21 protein-coding genes are annotated in these 23676 nt (G+C 68.6%); 11 read left to right on the plus strand and 10 right to left on the minus strand.

Annotated features, from left to right (window positions below):
• Positions 1 to 44 precede the first annotated feature (44 nt).
• Together PARN5_RS0114140 and dps are read left to right on the plus strand one after the other, a co-directional pair.
• Positions 45 to 278 carry an acyl carrier protein gene (locus tag PARN5_RS0114140; RefSeq protein ID WP_010397399.1) on the plus strand — a complete coding sequence of 78 codons (234 nt, stop codon included), beginning with the start codon at positions 45 to 47 and terminating at the stop codon, positions 276 to 278.
• Positions 279 to 409: 131 nt separating this feature from the next.
• Positions 410 to 883 carry a DNA starvation/stationary phase protection protein Dps gene (dps, locus tag PARN5_RS0114145; protein WP_018000429.1) on the plus strand — a complete coding sequence of 158 codons (474 nt, stop codon included), beginning with the start codon at positions 410 to 412 and terminating at the stop codon, positions 881 to 883.
• A 52-nt stretch (positions 884 to 935) separates the two neighbouring features.
• On the opposite strand, the gene PARN5_RS0114150 is transcribed toward dps, so the two are convergent.
• Genes PARN5_RS0114150 through PARN5_RS0114165 form a run of 4 tightly spaced genes read right to left on the minus strand, consistent with a single transcriptional unit; the run spans position 936 to position 5465 of the window.
• On the minus strand, positions 936 to 2012 hold the full coding sequence (locus tag PARN5_RS0114150; protein ID WP_018000430.1) for a BMP family ABC transporter substrate-binding protein: 1077 nt from the start codon (positions 2010 to 2012) through the stop codon (positions 936 to 938).
• A gap of 21 nt (positions 2013 to 2033) precedes the next feature.
• The gene (locus PARN5_RS0114155) at positions 2034 to 2912 is read right to left on the minus strand and encodes an ABC transporter permease (RefSeq protein WP_018000431.1); all 879 of its coding nucleotides are present in this window, start codon (positions 2910 to 2912) and stop codon (positions 2034 to 2036) included.
• Complete coding sequence (locus tag PARN5_RS0114160) at positions 2909 to 3979, minus strand: ABC transporter permease (protein ID WP_018000432.1); 1071 nt, start codon at positions 3977 to 3979, stop codon at positions 2909 to 2911. The genes PARN5_RS0114155 and PARN5_RS0114160 overlap by 4 nt, the downstream gene beginning before the upstream one ends.
• Positions 3966 to 5465, minus strand: a complete 1500-nt coding sequence (locus tag PARN5_RS0114165) for an ABC transporter ATP-binding protein (RefSeq protein ID WP_018000433.1) — start codon at positions 5463 to 5465, stop codon at positions 3966 to 3968. The genes PARN5_RS0114160 and PARN5_RS0114165 overlap by 14 nt, the downstream gene beginning before the upstream one ends.
• A 90-nt stretch (positions 5466 to 5555) precedes the next feature.
• Between PARN5_RS0114165 and dnaE the strand changes: the two genes are divergently transcribed.
• Both dnaE and PARN5_RS0114175 read left to right on the plus strand, forming a co-directional pair.
• Positions 5556 to 9026, plus strand: a complete 3471-nt coding sequence (dnaE, locus tag PARN5_RS0114170) for a DNA polymerase III subunit alpha (protein ID WP_018000434.1) — start codon at positions 5556 to 5558, stop codon at positions 9024 to 9026.
• A 42-nt stretch (positions 9027 to 9068) separates the two neighbouring features.
• Entirely contained in the window at positions 9069 to 10130 is a 1062-nt protein-coding gene (locus tag PARN5_RS0114175; protein ID WP_018000435.1) for a hypothetical protein, read from the plus strand.
• Between the two features lie 52 nt (positions 10131 to 10182).
• Here PARN5_RS0114175 and ilvC read toward each other — a convergent pair whose 3' ends face one another.
• Complete coding sequence (gene ilvC, locus PARN5_RS0114180; RefSeq protein ID WP_018000436.1) at positions 10183 to 11205, minus strand: ketol-acid reductoisomerase; 1023 nt, start codon at positions 11203 to 11205, stop codon at positions 10183 to 10185.
• Positions 11206 to 11332: 127 nt separating this feature from the next.
• On the opposite strand from ilvC, the gene PARN5_RS0114185 reads away from it, so the two are divergent.
• Positions 11333 to 11788, plus strand: a complete 456-nt coding sequence (locus PARN5_RS0114185) for an Lrp/AsnC family transcriptional regulator (RefSeq protein ID WP_018000437.1) — start codon at positions 11333 to 11335, stop codon at positions 11786 to 11788.
• Entirely contained in the window at positions 11785 to 12249 is a 465-nt protein-coding gene (locus PARN5_RS0114190) for an Lrp/AsnC family transcriptional regulator (protein WP_018000438.1), read from the plus strand. The genes PARN5_RS0114185 and PARN5_RS0114190 overlap by 4 nt, the downstream gene beginning before the upstream one ends.
• Before the next feature lie 9 nt (positions 12250 to 12258).
• Here the strand turns inward: PARN5_RS0114190 and PARN5_RS0114195 are convergent, their stop codons facing one another.
• On the minus strand, positions 12259 to 12708 hold the full coding sequence (locus PARN5_RS0114195) for a GNAT family N-acetyltransferase (protein WP_018000439.1): 450 nt from the start codon (positions 12706 to 12708) through the stop codon (positions 12259 to 12261).
• A 127-nt stretch (positions 12709 to 12835) separates the two neighbouring features.
• Between PARN5_RS0114195 and PARN5_RS0114200 the strand changes: the two genes are divergently transcribed.
• The 3 genes from PARN5_RS0114200 (at position 12836) to PARN5_RS0114210 (ending at position 15536) form a co-directional block, all read left to right on the plus strand.
• Positions 12836 to 14137 (plus strand): ABC transporter permease, encoded by a 1302-nt coding sequence (locus PARN5_RS0114200; RefSeq protein WP_018000440.1) that lies wholly within the window; start codon positions 12836 to 12838, stop codon positions 14135 to 14137.
• A gap of 101 nt (positions 14138 to 14238) precedes the next feature.
• On the plus strand, positions 14239 to 14910 hold the full coding sequence (locus PARN5_RS0114205) for an ABC transporter ATP-binding protein (protein WP_018000441.1): 672 nt from the start codon (positions 14239 to 14241) through the stop codon (positions 14908 to 14910).
• Positions 14911 to 15119: 209 nt separating this feature from the next.
• Positions 15120 to 15536: a phosphatase PAP2 family protein gene (locus tag PARN5_RS0114210; RefSeq protein WP_018000442.1), complete on the plus strand. Its 417-nt coding sequence runs from the start codon at positions 15120 to 15122 to the stop codon at positions 15534 to 15536.
• An 87-nt stretch (positions 15537 to 15623) separates the two neighbouring features.
• On the opposite strand, the gene PARN5_RS0114215 is transcribed toward PARN5_RS0114210, so the two are convergent.
• Positions 15624 to 16748, minus strand: a complete 1125-nt coding sequence (locus PARN5_RS0114215; protein WP_018000443.1) for a TRAP transporter substrate-binding protein — start codon at positions 16746 to 16748, stop codon at positions 15624 to 15626.
• Between the two features lie 198 nt (positions 16749 to 16946).
• On the opposite strand from PARN5_RS0114215, the gene nrdR reads away from it, so the two are divergent.
• Both nrdR and ribD read left to right on the plus strand, forming a co-directional pair.
• Positions 16947 to 17411, plus strand: a complete 465-nt coding sequence (gene nrdR, locus PARN5_RS0114220) for a transcriptional regulator NrdR (protein WP_018000444.1) — start codon at positions 16947 to 16949, stop codon at positions 17409 to 17411.
• Between the two features lie 14 nt (positions 17412 to 17425).
• Entirely contained in the window at positions 17426 to 18418 is a 993-nt protein-coding gene (ribD, locus tag PARN5_RS0114225) for a bifunctional diaminohydroxyphosphoribosylaminopyrimidine deaminase/5-amino-6-(5-phosphoribosylamino)uracil reductase RibD (RefSeq protein ID WP_018000445.1), read from the plus strand.
• 480 nt (positions 18419 to 18898) lie between these two features.
• Here ribD and PARN5_RS0114230 read toward each other — a convergent pair whose 3' ends face one another.
• The 3 genes from PARN5_RS0114230 to PARN5_RS0114240 form a co-directional block, all read right to left on the minus strand.
• Positions 18899 to 20893, minus strand: coding sequence for a capsular polysaccharide biosynthesis protein (locus PARN5_RS0114230; RefSeq protein ID WP_018000446.1), 1995 nt, complete (start codon positions 20891 to 20893; stop codon positions 18899 to 18901).
• A gap of 4 nt (positions 20894 to 20897) precedes the next feature.
• Positions 20898 to 21995, minus strand: coding sequence for a polysaccharide biosynthesis/export family protein (locus tag PARN5_RS0114235; protein ID WP_036744927.1), 1098 nt, complete (start codon positions 21993 to 21995; stop codon positions 20898 to 20900).
• A gap of 178 nt (positions 21996 to 22173) precedes the next feature.
• On the minus strand, positions 22174 to 23433 hold the full coding sequence (locus PARN5_RS0114240; RefSeq protein WP_232419390.1) for a capsule biosynthesis protein CapA: 1260 nt from the start codon (positions 23431 to 23433) through the stop codon (positions 22174 to 22176).
• Positions 23434 to 23676 lie beyond the last annotated feature (243 nt).

Here is a 23676-nt window from a genome sequence, read left to right on the forward strand (position 1 = left end):
GCCGGACCATTCTGGGCGGATGCCCGCGAAAACGAGGAAGAGACATGAGCGATATCGCTGATCGCGTGAAGAAAATCGTCGTCGAGCACCTGGGTGTCGATGAGGACAAGGTGACCGAGACCGCCTCGTTCATCGACGATCTCGGCGCCGACTCGCTGGACACCGTGGAACTGGTCATGGCGTTCGAAGAGGAATTCGGCATCGAGATCCCGGATGATGCCGCCGAGACCATCCAGACCTTCGGCGATGCCGTGAAGTTCATTCAGGGCGCGGTCTGATCCCTTCCGGGGACTGTTTCCAGGGGCGGTGCTTCCGATGCGGAAGCGCCGCCCTTTTCTTTTTGTTTTCGCGGAACTGCCGGCATCTTCCGCCCGTTTAGGCGGCGAACCTGTAGAAAGGAGAATGCCTTATGGCAGTCAACGTCCAGGGTCTCAGCGACAATGCCCGCAAGACCGCCATCGCCGAACTGAACGCGCGCCTCGCCGATGCCGTGGCGCTGTCGGCCGCGATCAAGCAGGCGCATTGGAACGTCAAGGGCCGCAACTTCATCGCCGTGCACGAGCTGTTCGATACCGTCTTTGCCAACCTTCAGGTGCATGTCGATACCATGGCCGAGCGCGTGCAGGTGCTGGACGGCGTGGCCGTCGGCACGGTCGAGAAGGTGGCCAAGGCCAGCACGCTGAAGGAATACCCGACCGACCTGACCAAGGCCGAGGACCATATCAAGGCGGTCTGCGAGCGGATGCGCGATTACGGCAAGAAGGTGCGCGAGGCCATCGACACCACCGACGAGGCCGGCGACGCCGATACCGCCGACCTGTTCACCGCCGCCTCGCGCACCGCCGACAAGGACCTGTGGTTCATGGAAAGCCACCTGGAATAGGCGGCGCGCCAGAGGCGGAAAGACGGGGCCGGTCGCGGCCCCGTTTCCGTTTTCACTTCGGCATCGGCGCGGTGATGCCCTCGACATAGAAATTCATGCCGCGCAGCTCCTCGTCGCTGGCCGTCTGGCCCTCGGCCAGCCAGTCGCTGCCGTCCTGCTTCTTCAGCGGTCCGGTGAAGGGGTGGTATTCGCCCGAGGCGATCTTCGCCTTCAGCGCCTCGGCCTCGGCCTTGACCTCGGCGGGCACGGCCTCGGTGATCTCGCCGATCTCGACCTCGCCCTCGCCGATGCCCAGCCAGACCGAATGCGATGTCCAGGTCCCGTCCAGCACTTCGCCGACGCGCTTGATGTAATAGGGCGCCCAGTTGTCGATGATCGACGAGACGCGCGGCGTCGGCTTGAAGGCCGCCATGTCGCTGGCCTGGCCGAAGCCGATGGCGCCGGCCTCCTGCGCCTTGGCGAGCGGCGCGGTCGAGTCGGTGTGCTGCAGGATCACGTCCACGCCCTCGGCGATCAGCGCGGCGGCGGCGTCGGCCTCTTTCGCGGGGTCGAACCAGGTATAGGCCCAGACCACCTTCATCTCGACATCCGGGTTCACCTTCTTGGCGTGCAGGTAGGAGCTGTTGATGCCCTGCACCACCTCGGGGATCGGGAACGAGCCGATATAGCCGATCTTGTTCGACTTGGTCATGCGCCCGGCGATGGTGCCCATGACGGCGCGGCCCTCGTAGAAGCGGGCGTCATAGGTCGCCAGGTTCTCGGCGGTCTTGTAGCCGGTGGCGTGCTCGAACTTCACGTCGGGGAATTTCTTCGCCACGTTCACGGTCGCGTCCATGAAGCCGAAGCTGGTGGTGAAGATCAGCTTGTGGCCCGACAGCGCCAGCTGGGTGATGGCGCGCTCGGCATCGGCGCCCTCGGGGACCGACTCGATGAAGGTGGTCTCGACGCGGTCGCCGTATTTTTCCACCACCGCCTTGCGGGCCAGGTCGTGCTGGAAGGTCCAGCCGCCGTCGCCGACCGGGCCGACATAGATGAAGCCGACCTTCAGCTTTTCACCTTGGGCAAAGCCGGGCAGGGCCGAGACGGCGACCAGCGCGGCGGCGCTGCCAAGAAGGGTTCTGCGTTTCATCCGGGTCTCCTGAATAAGGCGCTAGCGCAGCGCGTGGAAGGACCGCCCGAGCGAGCCAGGGGCAGATCCCCCGCCCGAGCGGCCGAATTTCTGCCGGGCCGAGATCAGCACCAGCACGAGGATCGTGGCGAGATAGGGCGCCATGCTGAGCAGCTGCACCGGCACCGCGACCCCGGCCGCCTGCAGGCGCAGCTGCAGCACGGTGACGCCACCGAAGAGCCAGGCCCCGGCCAGGACGCCCCAGGGGTTCCATTGCGCAAAGACCACGATGGCGAGCGCGATCCAGCCGGCGCCGGCGGTCATGCCCTCGGTCCATTGCAGCACCGTGGCGATCGAGACATAGGCCCCGCCCATGCCCGCCATGGCGCCGCCGAAACCGATGGCGGCGATGCGCACGGTGCGCACCGGATAGCCAAGCGCATGGGCGGCGTCGTGGTTCTCGCCCACTGCGCGCAGGATCAGGCCGGGGCGGGTGCGGACCAGGAACCACCAGACCGCCGGCACCAGCGCCAGGCCCAGCCAGATCATGCCGTTCAGTCCCAGCGGCCCGGCCATCATCGCCGGCGCCTTGACGCCCTCGTAGGGCTTGCCGAACATCGCGGTCAGCCCCAGGCCGAACAGCACCAGCGCCAGGCCGGTCGCGACCTGGTTCGACAGCAGGTATTGCGTCATCACCGCGAACAGCATCGACAGCGCCGCCCCCGCCAGCGCCGCCACGGCAAAGCCGACCGCCGGACTGCCGCTGGCATGGGCGGCGGCGAAACCGGCCAGCGCGCCGCCGATCATCATGCCCTCGACGCCCAGGTTCAGCACGCCGGCGCGCTCGACGACCAGCTCGCCCAGGGCCGCGAACAGGATCGGCGTCGCGGCGCCCATCAGCAGAATCAGGACGGTCATCATGCGCGCCTCCGGATGCGATAGCGGGTCAGGATGTCGAAACCGAGCAGGAAGAACAGCAGCATGCCCTGGAACACCTGCACCGTGGCGGCGGGCAGGTTCAGCATCATCTGTGCCAGCTCGCCGCCGATATAGGTCAGCGCCATCAGCAGTCCCGCCAGCAGGATGCCCAAGGGATGCAGCCGGCCCAGGAAGGCCACGATGATCGCGGTGAAACCATAGCCCGAGCCGAAGCTTTCGGTGATCTGGCCGGCAGGCCCCGCGACCTCGAACAGACCCGCCAGGCCCGCCAGCGCGCCCGAGACGCCCAGGCACAGCGCCACCAGCCGCTCGGGGCGCACGCCGGCGAAGCGCGCGGCGCGCGGCGCGGCGCCGGCGGTGCGGATCTGGAAGCCCAGGACATGGCGCGACATCACGAACCAGGTCAGCGCCAGCGCCACCCCGGCCGCGACCACGCCCCAATGCAGGCCGGTGCCGGCGACCAGCTCGGGATTCGCGGCCGCCTCGTATTGCTGCAGGTTGCGCGAGCCGGGAAAATTGAAGCCCTCGGGGTTCTTCATCGGCCCGAAGGCCATCCAGGCGGCGATCTTCTGCGCGACATAGACCAGCATCAGCGAGACGAGGATTTCCGAGGCGCCGAACCAGTTCCGCAGCAGCGCCGGGATCATGCCCCAGGCCCAGCCGCCCGCCGCGCCGGCGACGATCATCGCCGGAAAGATCCAGAACGCATCCAGCGGATAGGCGGCCAGCGCCACCGCCGCGCCGCAGATCGCGCCGATGATGTATTGCCCCTCGGCGCCGATGTTCCAGATCCCGGCGCGGAAGCCCAGGGCCAGCCCGCAGGCGATCAGGATCAGCGGCCCGGCCTTGACCAGCAGCTGCGGCCGCGAATAGCCGCTCGCGGGGCCGAACAGCGGGTCCCAAAAGATGGTGCGGATCGCGGCCAGCGGGTCGAAGCCCATGGCGGCGAACAGAAGCCCGCCGACCAGCATGGTGGCCAGCACGGCCAGAACGGGCGTGGCGATCTGCCAGCCCAGGGGCGCGCTCGCGCGCGGCTCAAGCCGGAACATGCGCTACCTCCATGCCATGCGCGCCGCCCAGCATCAGGCCGATTTCCTCGAGGCTCAGCCCCTCGGTCGGGCGCGGCGCCGACAGCCGGCCCTCGTTCAGGGCGCAGAAGCGGTCCGACAGTTCCAAGAGCTCATCCAGGTCCTGCGAGATGACGATCACCCCGGCCTCGTTGCTGGCCAGGTCCAAGAGCGCCTGCCGGACCTGCGCCGCCGCGCCGGCATCGACGCCCCAGGTCGGCTGGTTGACCACCAGCACGCGCGGCTTGCCCAAGACCTCGCGGCCGATGACGAATTTCTGCAGGTTCCCGCCCGACAGCGCCCCGGCGGCGGTGCCGGGGCCGGGGGTGCGCACGTCGAAGGCCTTGATGACGGATTCGGCAAAGCGCCGGGCCGCGCCGTGGTCGATCAGCCCGTGCCGCACCAGGCCCTGCCGCGCGCCGGCGGTCAAGAGCGTGTTCTCGGCCAGCGAGAATTCGGGCACGGCGGCATGGCCCAGCCGGTCCTCGGGCGCCGCCAGCAGGCCCAGCCGGCGCCGCGCCTCGGGGCCCATGGCGGAAAGGTCGGTGCCGTCCATGACCACGGTGCCCGGCGCCGTCGGCTCCTCGCCCGAAAGCGCGGCCAGCAGCGCCTCCTGCCCGTTGCCGGCGACGCCGCCGATGCCCAGGATCTCGCCCGCGCGCAGGGTCAGCCCCACGGCGCGCAGCCCTGCGGCGGATAGGCCCGAGACCGTCAGGATCTCGGCCCCCGGCACCCGGCCCGAGCGGTCGACGACCCGCATCTCGGCCCCGACCATCATCGCCGCCAGTTCGCGCGCGGAATGGGCGCGCGGATCGACGGTGCCCACGAGTCTGCCATGGCGCAGGATGGTGGCGCGGTCGCAATGCGTGCGGATCTCGTCCAGCTTGTGGCTGATATACAGGATCGCCGTGCCCTGCGCGGCCAGTTGGCGCAGGGTGGCGAACAGGATCTCGGCCTCCTGCGGGGTCAGGACCGAGGTCGGCTCGTCCATGATCAGCAGGCGCGGATCCTGCAACAGGCAGCGGATGATCTCGACCCGCTGCCGCTCGCCCGCCGACAGGCTGGCGATGCGGCGCGCGGGGTTCAGCGGCAGGCCATAGGCCTGGCTGACCTCGGCGATGCGGCGGGCCAGGTCGGCGCGCGGCGGCGGGTTCTCCATCCCCAGCGCCACGTTCTCGGCCACGCTCAGCGCCTCGAACAGCGAAAAATGCTGAAATACCATGGCGACGCCGGCGGCGCGGGCAGCGCGCGGATCGGCCGGCGCGTGCGGCGCACCCGAAAGGGTCATCGCGCCGTCGTCGGGCCGCACCAGGCCATAGATCATCTTGACCAGCGTGGACTTGCCGGCGCCGTTCTCGCCCAGCAGGGCGTGGATCTCGCCCGGGCCGACGGCAAAGCTGACATCGTCATTGGCGCGCACGCCGGGATAGGTCTTGCCCAGGCCCTCGGCCCGGAAAACATCGGTCACGATGCGCCCCTGTCGTTTTTCGTCCAGTCTTAGCGGCTTTCCGCCGAGTGGCAATTGCACAATCGGGCAGGTCGGCCCTAGATTGCCGCCATGACCGAAAACCTGCCGCGATTCATCCACCTGCGCACCCATTCCGAACACTCCCTGCTGGAAGGCGCGGTGCCCGTCAAGAAACTTGCTGATCTTGCAGCACAAAACGGCATGCCCGCGGTGGCGCTGACCGATACGAACGCGTTGTTCGCGGCGCTGGAATTCTCGGTCAAGGCCCAGGAATACGGCGTGCAGCCCATCATCGGCTGCCAGGTGACGCTTGCCGCCGAGGTGACGGCGCCGGTGGTGCTGCTGGCGCAGAATGAGGCAGGCTGGCTCAATCTGATGCAGTTGTCGAGCTGCCTCTACCTGCGCGAGGATGCCGCGCTGCCCCATGTCACCCTGGACGAGCTGGAAGCCCATGCCGAAGGGCTGATCTGCCTGACCGGCGGCGCGCTGGGTCCGCTGGGCCTGCTGACAGCCCAGGGCCGCGTCCCCGAGGCCCGCGCGCTGGCCCAACGCCTCGCCGCCGCCTTCCCGACCCGGGTTTACGTCGAGCTCCAGCGCCACCACGACGCCGAGGGCCGCCCGGTCCCCGAGGAGCAGGCCGCCGAGCCGGGTCTGATCGAGCTCGCCTATGCGCTCGACCTGCCGCTGGTGGCGACGAACGACGTCTATTTCCCCAAGCCCGAGCTCTATGCCGCGCATGACGCGCTGATCTGCATCTCGGAACGCGCCTATGTCGATCAGACCGCGCCGCGCCGCCGGCTGACGCCGCAGCATTACTTCAAGTCCCAGGCCGAGATGGCGACGCTGTTCGCCGATCTGCCCGAGGCTCTGGAGAATACCGTCGAGATCGCCCGCCGCTGCGCCTTCGCGGTCAAGAAGCACAAGCCGATCCTGCCGCGCTTCGCGGATGACGAGGTCGAGGAGCTGCGCCGCCAGGCCTGGGAGGGATTGCGCGCCCGGCTCGCGGTCATTCCCCATGCCGTGCCCGTCGCGGAATACGAGGAACGCCTGCGCTTCGAGCTTGGCATCATCGAGCAGATGGGCTTTCCGGGCTATTTCCTGATCGTGGCCGATTTCATCAAATGGGCCAAGGACCACGGCATCCCGGTCGGGCCGGGCCGCGGCTCGGGCGCGGGCAGCCTCGTCGCCTATGCACTGACGATTACCGACCTGGATCCAATCCGTTACAGCCTCTTGTTCGAGCGTTTCCTGAACCCGGAACGGGTCTCGATGCCCGACTTCGACATCGACTTCTGCATGGATCGCCGCGAGGAGGTGATCCAGTACGTGCAAGAGAAATACGGCCGCGACAAGGTCGGCCAGATCATCACCTTCGGCGCGCTCTTGTCCAAGGCGGCGGTGCGCGACGTCGGCCGCGTGCTGCAAATGCCCTTCGGCCAGGTTGACCGGCTGTCGAAGATGATCCCGGTCGAGGGCGTGAAGCCCGTCAGCGTCACCAAGGCCTTGGCCGATGAACCTCGACTGCGCGAAGCCGCCAAGGAAGAGGTCGTCGCCCGCCTGCTGGATTACGCCGCCAAGCTGGAGGGGCTTCTGCGCAACGCCTCGACCCATGCCGCCGGCGTGGTGATCGGCGACCGGCCGCTGGACCGGCTGGTGCCGCTTTACCGCGACCCGGCCTCGGACATGCCGGCAACGCAGTTCAACATGAAATGGGTCGAACAGGCCGGGCTGGTGAAGTTCGACTTCCTCGGCCTGAAAACCCTGACGGTGATCCAGAATGCCGTCGACCTGATCAACGGCACCGGCCGGCCGCTGCATGTCGCCGCCGACGGGCGCCAGCTTTACCAGCCCGCGCCGGGGGCCGAGAACCAGATCAACCTGATCCCGCTGGACGACAAGCCCAGCTACGAGCTTTTCGCCAGCGCCCGCACCGTGGCGGTGTTCCAGGTCGAAAGCTCGGGCATGATGGACGCGCTGCGGCGCATGAAGCCGACCTGCATCGAGGACATCGTCGCGCTGGTCGCCCTCTATCGCCCCGGCCCGATGGAGAACATCCCGACCTATTGCGAGGTGAAGAACGGCCTCAAACCCCTTGAATCCATTCACCCAACCATCGACCACATCCTGGCCGAGACCCAGGGCATCATCGTCTATCAGGAACAGGTGATGCAAATCGCCCAGGTCATGGCCGGCTATTCCCTGGGCGGCGCCGACCTGCTGCGCCGCGCCATGGGCAAGAAGATCGCCGAGGAAATGGCCAAGGAGCGGCCGAAATTCGTCGACGGCTGCGCCGCGCAGGGAATCGACAAGAAGAAGGCCGGCGAGGTCTTTGACCTCCTTGAGAAATTTGCAAACTACGGCTTCAACAAATCCCACGCCGCCGCCTATGCCGTGGTCAGCTACCAGACCGCCTGGCTCAAGGCGAACCACCCGGTCGAATTCATGGCTGCGGTGATGAACTGCGATATCCATCTGACCGACAAGCTGGCGATCTACAAGCGCGAGGCCGACCGGATGGGGATCGAGACCGTGCCGCCCTGCGTCAACCGCTCCGAAGCCGGTTTCAGCGTCCGCGACGGCCGCATCCACTATGCGCTCGGCGCGCTGAAGGGCGTCGGCGTCGAGGCGATGCGGCTCATCACCCAGGCGCGCGGGCCGATCCCCTTCCGCGACCTGCATGATTTCGCCCGCCGCGTCGACATGAAGCGCCTGGGCAAGCGCCCGCTGGAAATGCTGGCCCGCGCCGGCGCCTTCGACCTTCTCGAGTCGAACCGGGCCCGGGTGCTGAAGTCGCTCGACGGGCTGGTCGCCTGGTCGGCGGCGGTGCAGGAGGCCGCGGCCTCGCAGCAAAGCTCGCTCTTCGGCGGGGGCGAGGATCTGCCGCCGCCGCGCCCGGTTCCGGCGCCGATCTGGATGCCGGCCGAGAAGCTGGGCGAGGAGCATGCCGCCATCGGCTTCTATCTCTCGGGCCACCCGCTCGACGACTATCAGCCGGCGCTGCGCCGCAAGAACGTGCAGACGCTCGCCGAGGTGACGCAGGCGGCGGCGGATGGCGCGCTGGTCGCCTCGATGGCCGGCACCGTGGCCTTCCGCCAGGAAAAGAAATCCGCCCGCGGCACCCGCTTCGCCTTCGTCGGCCTGTCGGACCCGACCGGGCTTTACGAGGTGACGGTGTTTTCCGACACGCTCGATGCCCATCGCCAGCATCTCGAGCCGGGCGAGAACGTCGTCCTGCAGGTGCAGGTCGAGCCCTCGGGCGAGCAGGTCAAGCTGCTGGCGCGCGGCGTCACGCCCCTGGACCAATATGTCGCCGATGCCGGCGCGAACCGGCTTGCGGTCGAGATCGCCGGCGTCGATGCTGTCCCCGGCATCGCCGACGCCCTGGCCCGCATCCTGGCCGAGGTGAACGCGCCGGCCCGGGCGCGCGGCCCGATCGCGCTGCGGCTCAAGGACGGCGACGATCTGGTCGATATCGAGATCGCCGCCGATGCCCCCCTGACCACGCCCGCGCGCCAGGCGCTGCGGGTGGTGCCGGGGGTGCTGGAGGTGCTCGAGGAATGATTTTTCAGCTGGCCCAGGGCCGATTCGTTCAGGAGGTTCAGAATGCAATTTCCCACCATCGCGCAGGGCGGCACGCCCAATGCGGACGGGGCGGTGACGCGCTATGTCTCGCCCGAGGTGCAGAATAAAAGCTGGTTCAACCCGACCCGGCCGGTGATCTTCGTCAATGGCATGATGAACAGCGGCGCCGACCATCGCGCCAGCGCCGAGGCGCTGTCCCTGATGCTGGGCTGCCCGGTCTTCGGCGTCTACAACAAGAAGGACGGCTTCTGGACCGACCTGTTCCAATGCCTCACCGACAAGGCGAAGCTGACGCAGGTGCAGACCTCGAACCTGAACCACAACACCAACTGGATCGCCTTCTTCGAGCAGGTCTGGCAGAAGCAACGCGAAAAGCGGCCGATGCTGACCAAGGAAACCTTCGCGCATGAGATGCTGGCCGGCAACCCGGCGGCGCAATCGCTGTTTGCGCTTCTGATCGGCCAGCCCGGCGGCATGCTCGGCGCGCCGATCTATTGCCACAGCCAGGGCAATCTGGTGACCTCGAACGCGCTATCCGCGGTGACGCTCGTCCGCGGCGCCGGCTCGGTGCGGGGCCTCGAGGTGAACAGCTTCGGCTCGCCGGCGCGCGGCTGGCCGGTTGGGCTGAACCGGGTGAACAACGCCTATACTTTCGATCCGGTCAGCTTCCTCGACCTGACCATGGACTGGTCCAGTTCCAAGGTCGGCTTCAAGGTCGCGCATGGCTTCAGCAATTACGTCGAGCAGGACGGCGAATTCGTCGTCAACCGCTTCCGCACCGGCGGCTGGGGCATGACGGTGAACATGGACGAAAAGGGGCTGGCGAAGTTCTGCGCCGGGCTCGGCACCAACACCCGCCGGCTGCGCGCGATCTTCGACCGGCTGGAAAAGGCGCATTTCACCGACAGCGACGACGTGGCGCTGGAATATGTGCGGCTGCTCACCGACCAGCAGATCGCGGCGCTGCACACCACCGACCCGGCTTTCGTCGCCCAGCTGGTCCGGCTCTTGCAGGCCGGCTATACCGCGGCGGACGAACAGCGCGCCATCGACCGGCTGCAAGCGGCGCAAGGCGTCTCGTGACATGAAAAAGCCCCGCCAGACGGCGGGGCTTTCCATTTCCGGGGCAGGGCGCTCAGTTGCGCTCCTTGTCCACCATCTTGCCTTTGGAAATCCAGGGCATCATGGCGCGCAGCTTCTCGCCGACCTGTTCGATCTGGTGTTCGTCGTTCAGACGGCGGGTCGCCTTGAAGAAGGGCTGGCCGACGGCGTTCTCCTGCATGAAGTCGCGCACGAACTTGCCGGTCTGGATGTCGGTCAGCACGGCTTTCATGCGGGCCTTGGTTTCCTCATAGGGCAGCACGCGCGGGCCCGACACATACTCGCCATATTCGGCGGTGTTCGAGATCGAGTAGTTCATGTTGGCGATGCCGCCTTCATAGATCAGGTCCACGATGAGCTTCACCTCGTGCAGGCACTCGAAATAGGCCATTTCCGGCTCGTAGCCGGCCTCGACCAGGGTTTCGAAGCCCATGCGGATCAGCTCGACCAGGCCGCCGCACAGCACGGCCTGCTCGCCGAACAGGTCGGTTTCGCATTCCTGGCGGAAATTGGTCTCGATGATGCCCGAGCGGCCGCCGCCGATGGCCGAGCAATAGCTCAGCGCCAGGTCCTGCGCCTTGCCGGTGGCGTCGTTGTGGACCGCGAACAGGCAGGGCACGCCGCCGCCCTTGGTGTATTCGCCGCGCACGGTATGGCCGGGGCCCTTCGGCGCCATCATGATGACATCGACGCCGGGCTTCGGCTCGATCAGGCCGAAATGGATGTTCAGGCCATGCGCAAAGGCGATGGCGGCGCCTTCGCGGATGTTGTCATGCACGTATTTCTTGTAGGTCTCGGCCTGCAGCTCGTCGGGCATGGTGAACATGATCAGGTCGGCCCAGGCGGCGGCCTCGGCGATGCCCATGACCTTCAGCCCCTCGGCTTCCGCCTTCTTGGCCGAGGCCGAGCCTTCGCGCAGCGCGACGACCACATTCTTGGCACCCGAATCGCGCAGGTTCAGCGCATGGGCGTGGCCTTGCGAGCCGTAACCCAGCATGGCGATCTTCTTGTCCTTGATCAGGTTCACGTCGCAATCGCGATCATAGTAAACGCGCATCGGAAACTCCCTCCATTTCGCTGAGGGGGTTGTAGCAAAGCCGGCCAGCGCATTCCGTGCAATCTTCGCGCTTTCTTTCCCGATGCGGCGAGGATAATAACCGAATGCCCGCCAAAGTGAAAAAATCATGCCCGACGCCACCGACCGCCGCATCCTGCGCCAGCTGCTCGCCGACCCCGACCTCGGCAATGCCGAGTTGGCGAGTCGCGCCGGCGTCACCCCGGCGAGCCTGTGGCGCCGGCTGGAAAAGCTGCGCCAGACCGGGGTGATCCGCGCCACCGAGACCCGCATCGACTGGCGCAAGCTCGGCTACGAGGTCCAGGTCAGCCTGCGCTTCACCCTGGACAAGACCCACCCCCGCGCCTTCGACGAATTCCAGGCCGCCGCCCGCCGCGTCCCCGAGGTGACCGAGATCCAGACCTTCCTCGGCTCGGTCGACCTGCGGCTGTCGGTCATCGCCCGCGACATGGCGCATTGGCAGCAGATCTACCGCGAAAGCATCCTGACCCTGCCGCATGTCCAGGACAGCGACGCGCTGATGCTGGTCAGCAACATCAAGGACCGCCAGGAGCTGCCGCTGTGACGCTCCCGAATGGTCCCGATGCCACCGATCTCGCCATCCTGCGCCTGCTGGCCGCCGATGCCACGCTGGGCGCGGCCGAGATCGGGCGCGCCCTGGGCCTAACCCAGCCCGCCGCCTGGCGCCGCATCAAGCGCCTGCGCGATGCCGGCATCCTCGCCGGCCGCCGCATCGTGGTCGATACCGCCGCGCTCGGCTTCGGCGTCACCGTCTTCCTGGGCATCCGCCTCGCCGCCAAGGGCCGCACCAGCCTCGAGGATTTCGAGCGCGCCGTGACCGCCATCCCCGAGGTGCAGGTGGTCCAGCACGTCCTGGGCCAGTTCGACTATCGCCTGCGCATCACCGCCCGCGACATCGCCGATTTCGAACGCATCCTGCGCCGCCGCATCATGACCCTGCCCGGCGTCGGCCAGGTCGAGGCGAATGTCATGCTGTCCGAGGAACGCCGCCCAGGCCCTTTGTAATCGGGGCCCCTATAGCCGCTTTTCCATATAGACCCGCCGCAAGCCCAGCTCGGTGGCGCGATGCGTCTCGGCATAGCCGCGCGCGGCATAGATCGCGATGTTCCGGGCCATGATCTCCTGCGTATAAAGCCGCACCACCGGCAGCCCCGCCCGCCGGGCATGGCTTTCGGCGAAATCCATCAGCAGCCGGCCATAGCCCATGCCCTGCGCCGCCGGATCGACGGCGACATTGTCCAGCAGCAGATGGTCCGCGCCCGCGATCAGCACCAGCACCCCGCGCACCGCGCCATCGTCCAGCACCCACAGCACGCCCTCGCGCTGCCGGGCGGCGTAATCGTCGCGCATCGGCCCGGGCACCAGCCCGTTCATCGCCACATAGCCGGCATAGGCCGCGGCGACGATGCGCGCCGCCGGCGCCACGTCGCCCGGCCCGGCCGGCCGGATCTCGGGATCGCGCATCGCCTCTCCTCTCTCGCCTCCAGGCTAGCACGGCGCCCAGCCGCCGCAAGCCCGCCGTCACGGGTTTGTTGGCTTGCATTGCCGCGCCAGAGCCGCCAATCAGGCGCAAGCAGAACCAAGGTGACAGATGGCCAGTCCGCGCCCGTTTTCCCGTTACGAATTCCTGATCGCCTGGCGCTACCTGCGCGCCCGCCGGGCCGAGGGCGGGGTCAGCGTGATGACCTGGATCAGCCTGATCGGCATCGCTCTGGGCGTCATGGCGCTGATCGCCACGCTCTCGGTGCGCGCGGGCTTCCGCGCCGATTTCATCGACACGCTCCTGGGCGCCAACCCGCATACCACGGTGATGTATTACCCGAGCCAGGTCTATAACGAGCTGACCGAGGAAACCTATGTCACCCCCGGCACCATCCAGGATTACGACGCGCTGGCGCAAAAGATCGCGGCGCTTCCCGGCGTGACCCGGGCCGACCCGGCGGTGCGCGGCAAGGTCATGGCGGCGCAGGGCGGCGCCAGCGGCCTGGGCGACGTCTACGGCCTCGGCGCCGAGGCGCTGAAGGCGCTGCCGGGCGTGGTCGATCCCGACCGCGCCATGGGCGACATCGCGGATTACGACAAGGGCGTCGCCATCGGCATCGGCCTGGCCCGCACCCTGGGCGTCGCGGTCGGCGACAGCATCCAGCTGGTCTCGCCCGAGGGGGCGCAGACCGCCGTCGGCACCACGCCGCGGGTCGAGACCTATCCGGTGACCTATATCTTCTCGGCCGGGCGCTGGGACATCGACGAGACCCGCATCTACATGCCCTTCGCCGAGGCGCAGAGCTATTTCAACCGCGACGGCCTCGCCGACGAGATCCAGGTCTATGTCTCGGACCCCGAACAGGTCGACCGCTGGACCCCGGAACTGCTGGCCGCGGCGGGCGAGCGCGCCCAGGTCTGGAGCTGGCGCGACGCCTCCTCGAGCTTCCTCTCGGCGCTCGACATGGAGGATGACGTGATGTTCCTGATCCTGTCGATCCTGGTTCTGATCGCGGCGATGAACATCACCTCGGGGCTGATCATGCTGGTCAAGAACAAGGGCCGCGACATCGGCATCCTGCGCACCATGGGGCTGACGCAGGGCGCGGTGCTGCGGGTGTTCTTCCTCTGCGGCGCCTTCACCGGCATCATCGGCACGGCGGCGGGCGTCGCCCTGGGCGTGGCGCTGTCGCTGAACGTCGATCACATCATGGCGGCGCTGAACTGGCTGACCGGCGGCAATGCCTGGCAGCCCGAGGTGCGCGGCATCTATGCGCTGCATGGCGAGCTGCGCGCCTGGGACATCTTCCGCGCCGTGGCGCTGTCGCTGGTGCTGTCCTTCGTCGTGACCATCTTCCCGGCCCGCCGCGCCGCCCGCATGAACCCGGTGGAGGCGCTGCGCTATGAATGACGTGCCGACCCTCCAGCGCATCTGCAAGACCCGGGGCAGGGGCGGCCTCGCCCGCGCGCCCCGCCTTCCCCGCCGCACGAACCCGCAGGAGCCGCCGCGCCATGACTGACGTGCTGACCCTCGAGCGCATCTGCAAGACCTATGGCAAGGGCGGCCCGGCGCCGGTGCCGGTGCTCTCGGACCTGTCGCTTTCGGTGGCGCGGGGCGAGGTGGTGGCGCTGGTCGCCCCCTCCGGCGCCGGCAAATCGACGCTTCTGCATATCGCCGGGCTCCTCGATACCGCCGACTCGGGCCGGGTGCTGATCGACGGCCGCGAGTTCAGCGGGCAGGGCGACCGCGCCCGGACCGAGGCACGCCGGGTCTCGCTGGGCTTCGTCTATCAGTTCCACCACCTGCTGCCGGAATTCTCGGCGGCCGAGAACATCATCCTGCCGCAGCTCGCGAACGGCAGCGCTGACCGCGCGGCGCGGGCGCGGGCCGCCGACCTGCTGGCGCGCGTGGGCCTCGCACATCGCGCGGACCACCGCCCGGCGCAACTCTCGGGCGGCGAACAGCAGCGGGTGGCCTTCTGCCGGGCGCTGGCCAACGGCCCGGCGCTGCTGCTCGCGGACGAGCCGACCGGCAACCTCGACCCGGCAACCTCGGACAAGGTCTTCGACGTGCTGATGGCGCTGGTGCGCGACACCGGCCTCTCGGCGCTGATCGCGACGCATAACCTCGAACTGGCGTCGCGCATGGACCGGGTGATCCGCTTGGGCGAGGAGCACGCATGACGCCCCGTCGGTGCACGCCCGGTGTACGCGCGGTGCACGGGTGCTGCACGGCCGTCACAGCGAAAACCCCAGCAATTGCCGGGCCTGGCGCCGGTTCGTCCCGCGCTGTTGCGTCACGCAACGCGCGCAGCCGTTGCGCGGCCCTGCTGGCCGTTGCCCTGGCTGCCGCGCCCGCTGCGGCCGACCCGTTCGAGCAATTCGGCACGGCGATGAAATACGGCCTGCCGCTCGCCGCCGCCGCCTGCGCCGCCGACCAGGACCGGCTGGAAGATTTCGCCGTCCGCGGCCTGCTGCAAGCCGCGCTGGTCTGGGGCATGAAGGCCTATTTCGACGGCCAGCCCATCGCGCGCCGCCCCTCGGGCGAAGGCAGGGGCTTCCCCTCCGGCCATACCGCGGCCGCCTTCTTCGGCGCCTCCGACCTGGCCGGAAAATGCTTCGAGGACAAGCCCTTGGCCGGAGCCGCCGCCTATGGCGCCGCCGGGCTGACCGGCTGGAGCCGTCTCCATGCCGGCGAACACACGCCCGAACAGGTCTGGACCGGCGCCCTGATCGGCCTCGGCTTCGGCGCCGCCAGCTTCGGCATCGGCACCGACGGCGCCAGCATCTCGGTCGGCCTGCGGTTCTGACCCGGCTGGCCCGCATAATCTCTCTTGCGGAAATATCCCGGGGGGAGCGCCTGACGCGCCCCAGCTCAGCCGTTGTCTTTCAAGTGGTTAGATCTTGTCCGCATTGCGCTGGCGCATCATGAACGTGTCGTAATTGTACTCGGCGATCTGCGTCCAGGTATAGTAATCGTGCCGGAACGCCTTGATCGAATCCCAGATCTTCTTGAACCCCGGATTCGAGCCGTCCAGCTCGGTATAGACCGCGTTCGCGGCCTCGAAACAGGCTTCCAGGATCTCGGGCGAGAAGGGCCGCAGCTGCGCGCCCTCGGCCACCAGCTGCTTGATCGCGGTGGGGTTCTTGTAGTCGTATTTCTGCAGCATGTCGGCATCGACGCCCTGGCAGATCGACGTCACCAGCGACTTGTAGTTCTCGGGCAGGCTCTCCCAGGCCGTCTTGTTGAACATGAAATGGACGGTCGGGCCGCCCTCCCACCAGCCGGGATAATAGTAATAGGGCGCGACCTTGACGAAGCCCAGTTTCTGGTCGTCATAGGGTCCGACGAATTCGGTCGCATCCAGCGTGCCCTTTTCCAGCGCCGGATAGATGTCGCCGCCGGCCAGCTGCTGCGGCACCACGCCCAGCCGCTCGAGAATGCTGCCGGCAAAGCCGCCGACCCGGAACTTGAGCCCCTTGAGATCGTCAACCGTCTTGATTTCCTTGCGGAACCAGCCGCCCATCTGCACCCCGGTATTGCCGCCGGGCAGGGCATGGATGTTCTTGTCGGCCAGGAATTCGTTGTACAGATCGGTGCCGCCGCCATGATAGGCCCAGGCATTCATGCCCCGCGCCGACAGCGAGAACGGCACCGCCGATCCCAGCGCCCAGGTCGGATCCTTGCCGAAATAGTAATAGCCGACCGTGTGGCAGACCTCGACCGAGCCCTCGCTGACCGCATCGGCGGCCTGCAAGGCCGGAACCAACTCGCCCGCGGCAAAGGGCTGGATGACGAACTTGCCCCCCGTCGCCTCCTTCAGCCGGCGCGACAGCTCGTCGGCGGCGCCATAGATCGTGTCGAGCGACTTCGGAAAGGACGAGGTCAGGCGCCACTTGATCTCGGGCATCTCCTGGGCGATGGCCGGGGCGGCCAGCGCGGTCCCGGCCGCCGCCGCCGCGCCGCCGACCGTGGCCCGGGTCAGAAAGCCGCGCCGGTCGAACTGGTTCTTGTTCTTCATGGTTTCCTCCGCTTGGCTCGGCCGGTCTCTCGGCCGATTGCGGCGCATGTTGCACCGCCCGCCGCGGCCTGTCGAGACGCGAGTGGCGGCGCCGGGCCCGCGTCGCGATCCCCGATCTTGTGGATGCATCATCGCACTACCCAAGCGGTTCGGGGCCGCCTATAGTGGCGGGGGTTTGGGGCTTCAGGGAAACAAGGGATGCGCTGTCCGTTCTGCGGAAATGTGGATACCCAGGTCAAGGATTCGCGTCCGGCCGAGGATAACGTGGCGATCCGGCGGCGGCGGTTCTGCCCGGCCTGCGGCGGGCGCTTCACCACCTACGAGCGCGTGCAGCTGCGCGACCTGGTGGTGGTCAAGTCCAGCGGCCGGCGCGAGGATTTCGACCGCACCAAGCTGGAACGCTCGATCCGCATCGCCATGCAGAAGCGCCCGATCGACCCCGAGCGCATCGACCAGATGATCTCGGGCATCGTGCGCCGGCTCGAGAGCCTCGGCGACACCGACATCCCCTCGAAGGTGATCGGCGAGATCGTGATGGAGACGCTGGCCCGGATCGACACCGTGGCCTATGTGCGTTTCGCCAGCGTCTACAAGAACTTCCAGGCCGCCGACGATTTCGACAAGTTCGTCAGCGAGTTGCGCCCCGGCGGCGCCGAGGGGTGAACGACGCCCGTCCCATGCGGCACGCGCTGGCGCTGGGCCGGCGCGGTCTGGGCAATACCTGGCCCAATCCGGCCGTGGGCTGCGTGCTGGTGCGGGACGGCCGGGTGGTCGGGCGCGGCTGGACCCAGCCCGGCGGCCGGCCGCATGCCGAGGTCATGGCGCTGGCCCAGGCCGGCGCGGCGGCGCGCGGCGCCACCGCCTATGTCACGCTGGAGCCCTGCGCCCATCACGGCAAGACCCCGCCCTGCGCCGAGGCGCTGGTCCGCGCCGGCGTCACCCGCGTGGTCAGCGCCCTGACCGATCCCGACCCGCGCGTCGCCGGGCGCGGCCATGCCATCCTGCGTGCCGCGGGCATCGCGGTGACGGAAGGTGTCTGCGCCGCCGAGGCGCGCGAAGCGCAGCGCGGCTTCCTGACCCGCATCACCGCCGGCCGGCCGATGCTGACGCTGAAACTGGCCGGCAGCTTCGACGGCCGCATCGCCACCGGCTCGGGCGAAAGCCAGTGGATCACCGGCGCGCAGGCGCGCCGCCACGTCCATGCCCTGCGGCTGAGCCATGACGCGGTGATGGTCGGCGGCGAGACGGCGCGGGCCGACCGCCCCGGCCTGAACGTGCGCGGCTTCGGCCCGGTCCGGCAGCCGGTGCGCATCGTGGTCTCGGGCAAGGCGCTGCCGGACCTGCCGGCCAAGGACGCCGCGCATGGTCCGCTGTGGCAGGTCTCGGGCGCGCCGGTGGATTTCATGGCCGAACTCGGTGCGCGCGGGCTGACCCGGGTGTTCTGCGAGGGCGGCGGCGTGCTGGCTGCGAGCCTCTTGCGCGCCGGGCTGGTCGACCAGCTGGTCGGCTATACCGCCGGCCTGGTGCTGGGCGGCGACGGTCGCGCCGGCGTCGCGGCGCTGGGGCTGGAGCGGCTGGCCGACGCGCCGCGCTTTCGGCTGGTCGAGACGCGCCGGCTGGGCGACGACATCCTGCATCGCTGGCTGCGCGCCGAGGATGACGGGCTGTAAATCAGGCCGCAGGTCGCTCCTTAGACATGATCGGCGCTTGAGAACTTTCCGCCCGGTTTCGGCCGGTCCAGAGGATTGTCATGGACGGAAGACCGCTCGGTGCAAACGGCATGCGGCATGACACTGCCGGCGGGCCGATGCTTCTCAGATACGGCTGCAATCGTCTGCGAGGCGATTGGAATTGCTCGATCTCGTGCGGGCGGGCCTTGCCGGGAAGCTGCTTGCGAGTTGCTGGCCCGAGCGAGGCGCGGTCCTCACCAGCGCATTGGCCCATCAGAGCGGATTGTGCGGTTGAATGCCGCCATTCTTCGGCTGCGATCTTACCGCTCGGGCCGGCTCGACCTCTCGACGACCTGTTCGTCCTGCCAGACGCCGCAAGCCGGCTGGTTGTCACGGATAAAGCCGCATGCAGAGCGACGTAGGAGGCAAGCACCCGCGGTTCCGCCGCTCATGGGCATCTGCTGGCAAAATGCCCATCGGCTAGCGCCGCCACAGCCAGGCGTGGGTGCTGAGCGCCCCCTGCGCCTTGGCCAGAAACCGGATCGAGGGCCCCGCCTTGCCGGCGAAACCGGGGTCGGTCAGGCGCGCCACGGCGGTTTCGGGCGGGCAGGGCAGGCGGCTCGGCGGATCGAAGTAGCGCGGATAGGCGATCAGCGCGGCGTGGATCAGCCCGGTCAGATCCACCCGCGCCTGGCGCCGCGCCGGCACCGGGCCCAGGTCGCGCGTCAGCCCCCAGCCGGCATAGAAGGGCGCGCCCAGCGTCGTGACGGCAAGGCCGCGCAGCAGCGCCTCGAAGCCCAGGGTCGAGGTCATGGTCCATACCTCGTCCACCTGCGCCATCAGCGCGTCGGCCCCGGCGTTATGGGCCACGACATCGGCCAGCCGGCGCAGCTCGGCCTCGGGGATCAGGCCGGGACGAAGCCCGGCCTCGACATCGGGATGCGGCTTGTAGATCAGCACCGCATCGGGATTTTCGGCGCGCACCCGCGCGAGCAGCGCGAGGTTCGTGCGCTCGGCCCCGGCGCCGAGGCGGATCGAGGCGTCGTCCTCGACCTGGCCGGGGACCAGGATGCGTCGCCCGGTGGGCAGCAGCGGCAGCGCGCCCGTAAGGTTGTATTTCGTCACCCCGGCGTGCCGCAGCTGTTCGGCCAAGGCCAGCGCCCGCTCGCGCCCGCCCGGCGGCAGCGGCTCGGCCATCAGCCGCTCGAATCGGCTCACGCGGGTCGGGTCGTAGTAGATGCCCAGATCGTCCGCGACCAGCGACAGCGGCGGCACCAAGGCCGCGCCAAGGCCGCGCGAGCGGATGAAGCCGTCCTCGATCCGTAGCGCGGCGGGCACGGCGGCGGCGCGGTTGGCCCAGGCCATCGTCACCCGCGGACCGGGCGCCGCAGTGAAGCGCACGCCCTTGCCGCTGCCGAAGAAGCGCGCGACGAAGGGGCGCTTCCACAGCCGGATGCCAAGCGCCAGGTGGCCGTCGCGGTCCTGGCGCCAGGCGCGGGCCTCGGCTTCGATCTGGCGCAGCGCACCATCGAAGTCGGTCAGCCGGTCCAGGCAGGGATCATACCAGGCCGGTGCCCGCAGGTGGCTGGCCGCGAACAGCGCCTGGAGCGGCGCCGGGCTGCGGCGCGCAAAGCGGTGCTGGTCGTCCGAGAGGCCCCAGCCGGCATAGAAGGGCTGGCCGAAGATGCGCGGCCGCTGGCCAGCCAGCATCGCCTCATACCCGAGCTGCGAGGACCAGGCATAGACCCGCGCCGCGCCCTGCAGCAGGCGCCAAGGCGACACGGCTGCGTCGCAGATCGCCTCGCCCGGGCGCAGGTCGGTGGCGCTGAAATGGCCGGGGCGCAGGCCGGCGCTGGTCTCGGGGTGGGTGCGGATCAGCAGCGGCAGGCCGGGGTTTTCATCCCGCGCCGCGGCCAGCATGGCCAGGAAATCGGCCCGTCCCGCCCCCAGCAGCGAGGCGTCGCCGCGGGTCTGGTCGATCACCAGCACATAGCCCGGCGGGGGCGGCGCCAGCTCTGGCAGATGCGCATTGTATTTCGAGAGATCGGCCGCGATCAGCCGGGCGATGGCGGCGCCGGCGGCATCGTGCAGCGCGGCGGTGGCCGGGTCCTGCACCAGCGTCTCGATCAGCGACGGCGCGCCGGGGTCGAAATGCAGCCCGACCGGGTCGATCAGCAGGCCGATGGGACCGCGTCGGGCGACCGGCCCGTGCGCCCGCCCGGGCAGGACCGAGCGCAGGAAGGCATCCTCGACATGCACCAGCCGGGCGCCGCGCCGGGCGGCGACGGCGCGGCCGCGCCAGGCGGTCGGGCTGTTGCCCCAGATGCCCACCGCATCGCCGGGGCCGGGCAGCCCCAGCCGCGGCGCCCAGCCGGCCAGCTTCAGGATGCGGCGCAGGCGCGGCCGGGTCAGGAAACCGCCGTTGAATATGAAAAGCCGCCGGGTATCCCCGGCGGCCTTGTCGTCAGGATCCATCCGCTTACCGGAACGAGCTGTCCACGGACCCGACCTGGCCGACCGGCGTCAGGATCGAGTTCAGCGTCTTCTGCCACTGCACGAAGGGCGCCTCGGTCACATAGACGGTGTCGCTGTCGCGGATGATGAAGTCGCGGGCCAGGAACATGCCGTCCGGCCTGGTCAGGTCCAGCACATAGGCGACGCGCTGGTTGCCGTAGATGTCGTTGCGGCCCAGCACGGCGCGGGCGACCGCCTGCGGTTCGTCGCGCAGGATGAACACGCCCTTGGGATCGGCCAGGGTGGTGCTGAGACCGCCGACCATGGCCACCGCCTCGATGGCGTTGATCTGCTCATTGCCCAGCGGCACCTTGGTCTGGCCGCCGAGCGCGCCGAGCGCGGTGAAGCTGCGCTCGTCCTCTTCGACCAGGATCACGTCGCCGGGGCGCAGCGCGATGTCGTTGCGGGCGTTGGAGTAAAGGTCGCGCAGCCAGACCTTGCCGCTGGAATTGCCGCGCTTCACGGTCACCACCGCGATCTCGGGCTCGATCGACACGCCGCCGGCCTTGGACAGCATCGAGGACAGCGTCCGGGTCGGACGCTCGATCGGGAAGACGCCCTGCGCGTTCACCTTGCCCATGACCGAGACCGTGGCGCCGTCGCCGGCGACGCGGGTCACCATGACCTGCGGGTCGGGGGTCTGGCTTTCCAGCTTCTGCGTGATGATGCGGCGCAATTCGTCCGGGCTGTTGCCGGCGGCGCGGATGCGGCCGGCATAGGGCACGAAGATATAGCCCTGGCTGTCCACCTGAAGCTCGGTCAGCGCGGTCGAGCTTTGCCCCATCGAGGCCAGCAGCCCGTCATCGACGTTTTCCCAGATCTGCAGGCCCAGCACGTCGCCCGGACGCACCTCGTCGGCGCCGACCTGGCCGGCGGCGCGGAAATCCGACGAGAAGCCATAGGCGGGCGAATAGTTCGCGGCGCGGTTCACCCGGTCGTCCACATTCACGATATGGGTGCTGCCGCCCTTTTCCACCGAGCCCGAGATGATCTCGTTCTTGGTCGGGCCCGAACGCGGCAGGCCGCAGGCGGAAACCAGCAGCACCGCGCCAAGAACCGCCATCCGCGCCACGCGCGAGGCCAGAAAGCCGGACCGAAGCGCGGCCGGACCACCCTGATGGGCTGAAAAACTGACTTCGATCAAACTGTCACTCCTGTCCACTCGCGCGATTCCCGGATCGACACGGTCTTTTGCGGCACGTTAGCCTAGCGGGTCCGGGTTTTCCATGTCTTTGGGCGCGTCACTCGTCCTTGTCGCCCATCTGTTGCCGATATTTGCCACGTCCGGCGAAAAGCGCCTGATAGGGATCCTCGGGCGCCAGCATCATGTCGACCACGATGCGCAGCGCATGGGCGCGCGAGCGGGCGGCGTAATAGCCCCCCGGCACCTGGCTGCTTTCCAGCAGGAAGTCGCGATAGCGGCGATAGGCCACGGCCTTGGGCGGGCGCGGATCGTGCAGGAATTCCCCGAGGCTCTGGTCCGAGACGAGGCCGGGCTTGTCGAAGACCGCGCGGCCCATGGCCTTGACCGGCAGGCCGCGCCACAGCGCCTGCTGCGCCGCGGTCGAATTCACCGTGACCGCCGAGCGCGCCTGGTTCAGAAGCCGCGCCAGCTTGCCGCCGCGCACGAAATGCACCCTTTCGGCGATCCCCAGCGCCAGCGCGCGGTCCTCGATGGCTTGGCGGATGCCGCCGCGGCCGTCCTCGAGCGGATGGGCCTTGAAGACGATATGGTGGTGGCGCGGTGCCGAGCGGGCGAATTCGGTCAGAAGCTCGTCGGTGAACTCCGCCATGCGGCCATAGGGCGAATGGGCGACGAAGTTCGAATCATGCTCGAGCTGCATCAGCACCAGCACATAGGGAAAGCCGCCACGCCGCACGGCCCCGGCCTCGCGCATCCGCGCCAGCGCGTCGAAGGGCGTCAGCAGGAAGCGGCGCAGGTTCAGCCGGAATTCCTGGAACACGCCGATCTGGCGATGCGTGCGATAGCCGGGATAGCGCTGGTTCGCCGCCAGCACGAAGAAATGGTAGAGCGCGCCATAGAACTTGTGCTGGCGCATGTCGCCCCAATGCGCGGGCGGGCGGTTCATTTCCCCGATGCGGTTGCGCAGCGCATTGCGCATTTCGCGCAGGGGGATGCGCATCAGCGCGGAATGGCCGTTCGAGCCGCCGCGTTCGTAGGTGATCCAGAAGGGGCGCAGATAACCCTCTTCGAAGACATGCATCACCAGGTCGTGGCGCTGCGCCGCGGCGCGCGCGGCGGCATGGATCGGCCGCACGTCGCCATAGAGCACGATGTCGGTCACGCCCTTTTCGGCGATGATCCGGTCCAGGTGGTCGGCCCATTCCTCGGGCGCGCCGTGGTGGCGGATCAGATGCGCGGGGTCCGACCAGAAGAATTCGTCGCCGGCGTTGAAGCTGACGCGCCAGACCTGGGCGCCGGTGTCGCGCAAGAGCGCGCCGACGCGGTCGAAGAACGGGCCATGCGGGCCTTGCAGCATCAGGAACACCCGCCTTGCGGCGGGCAAGGCGGCGGTCGAGGGCACCGCCGACAGCAACCGCCCGGCGGCATCCGGGGATTTGCTGCCCTGCGGGCGGGGTTGTGGCGCGGGGTCGCGCACGGTGCGGCTTGCGGTCATGGTCTCCAGCCGGTCAGGCTAGGGGTTGCGAACGAAACGGGGTTGAACTGGTTGTTTCAGGCGGACGCGCCACCGGGACCTGCATTCCCCGATTGCACCAAAAAC

Source organism: Paracoccus sp. N5 (assembly GCF_000371965.1).
Classification (GTDB): domain Bacteria; phylum Pseudomonadota; class Alphaproteobacteria; order Rhodobacterales; family Rhodobacteraceae; genus Paracoccus.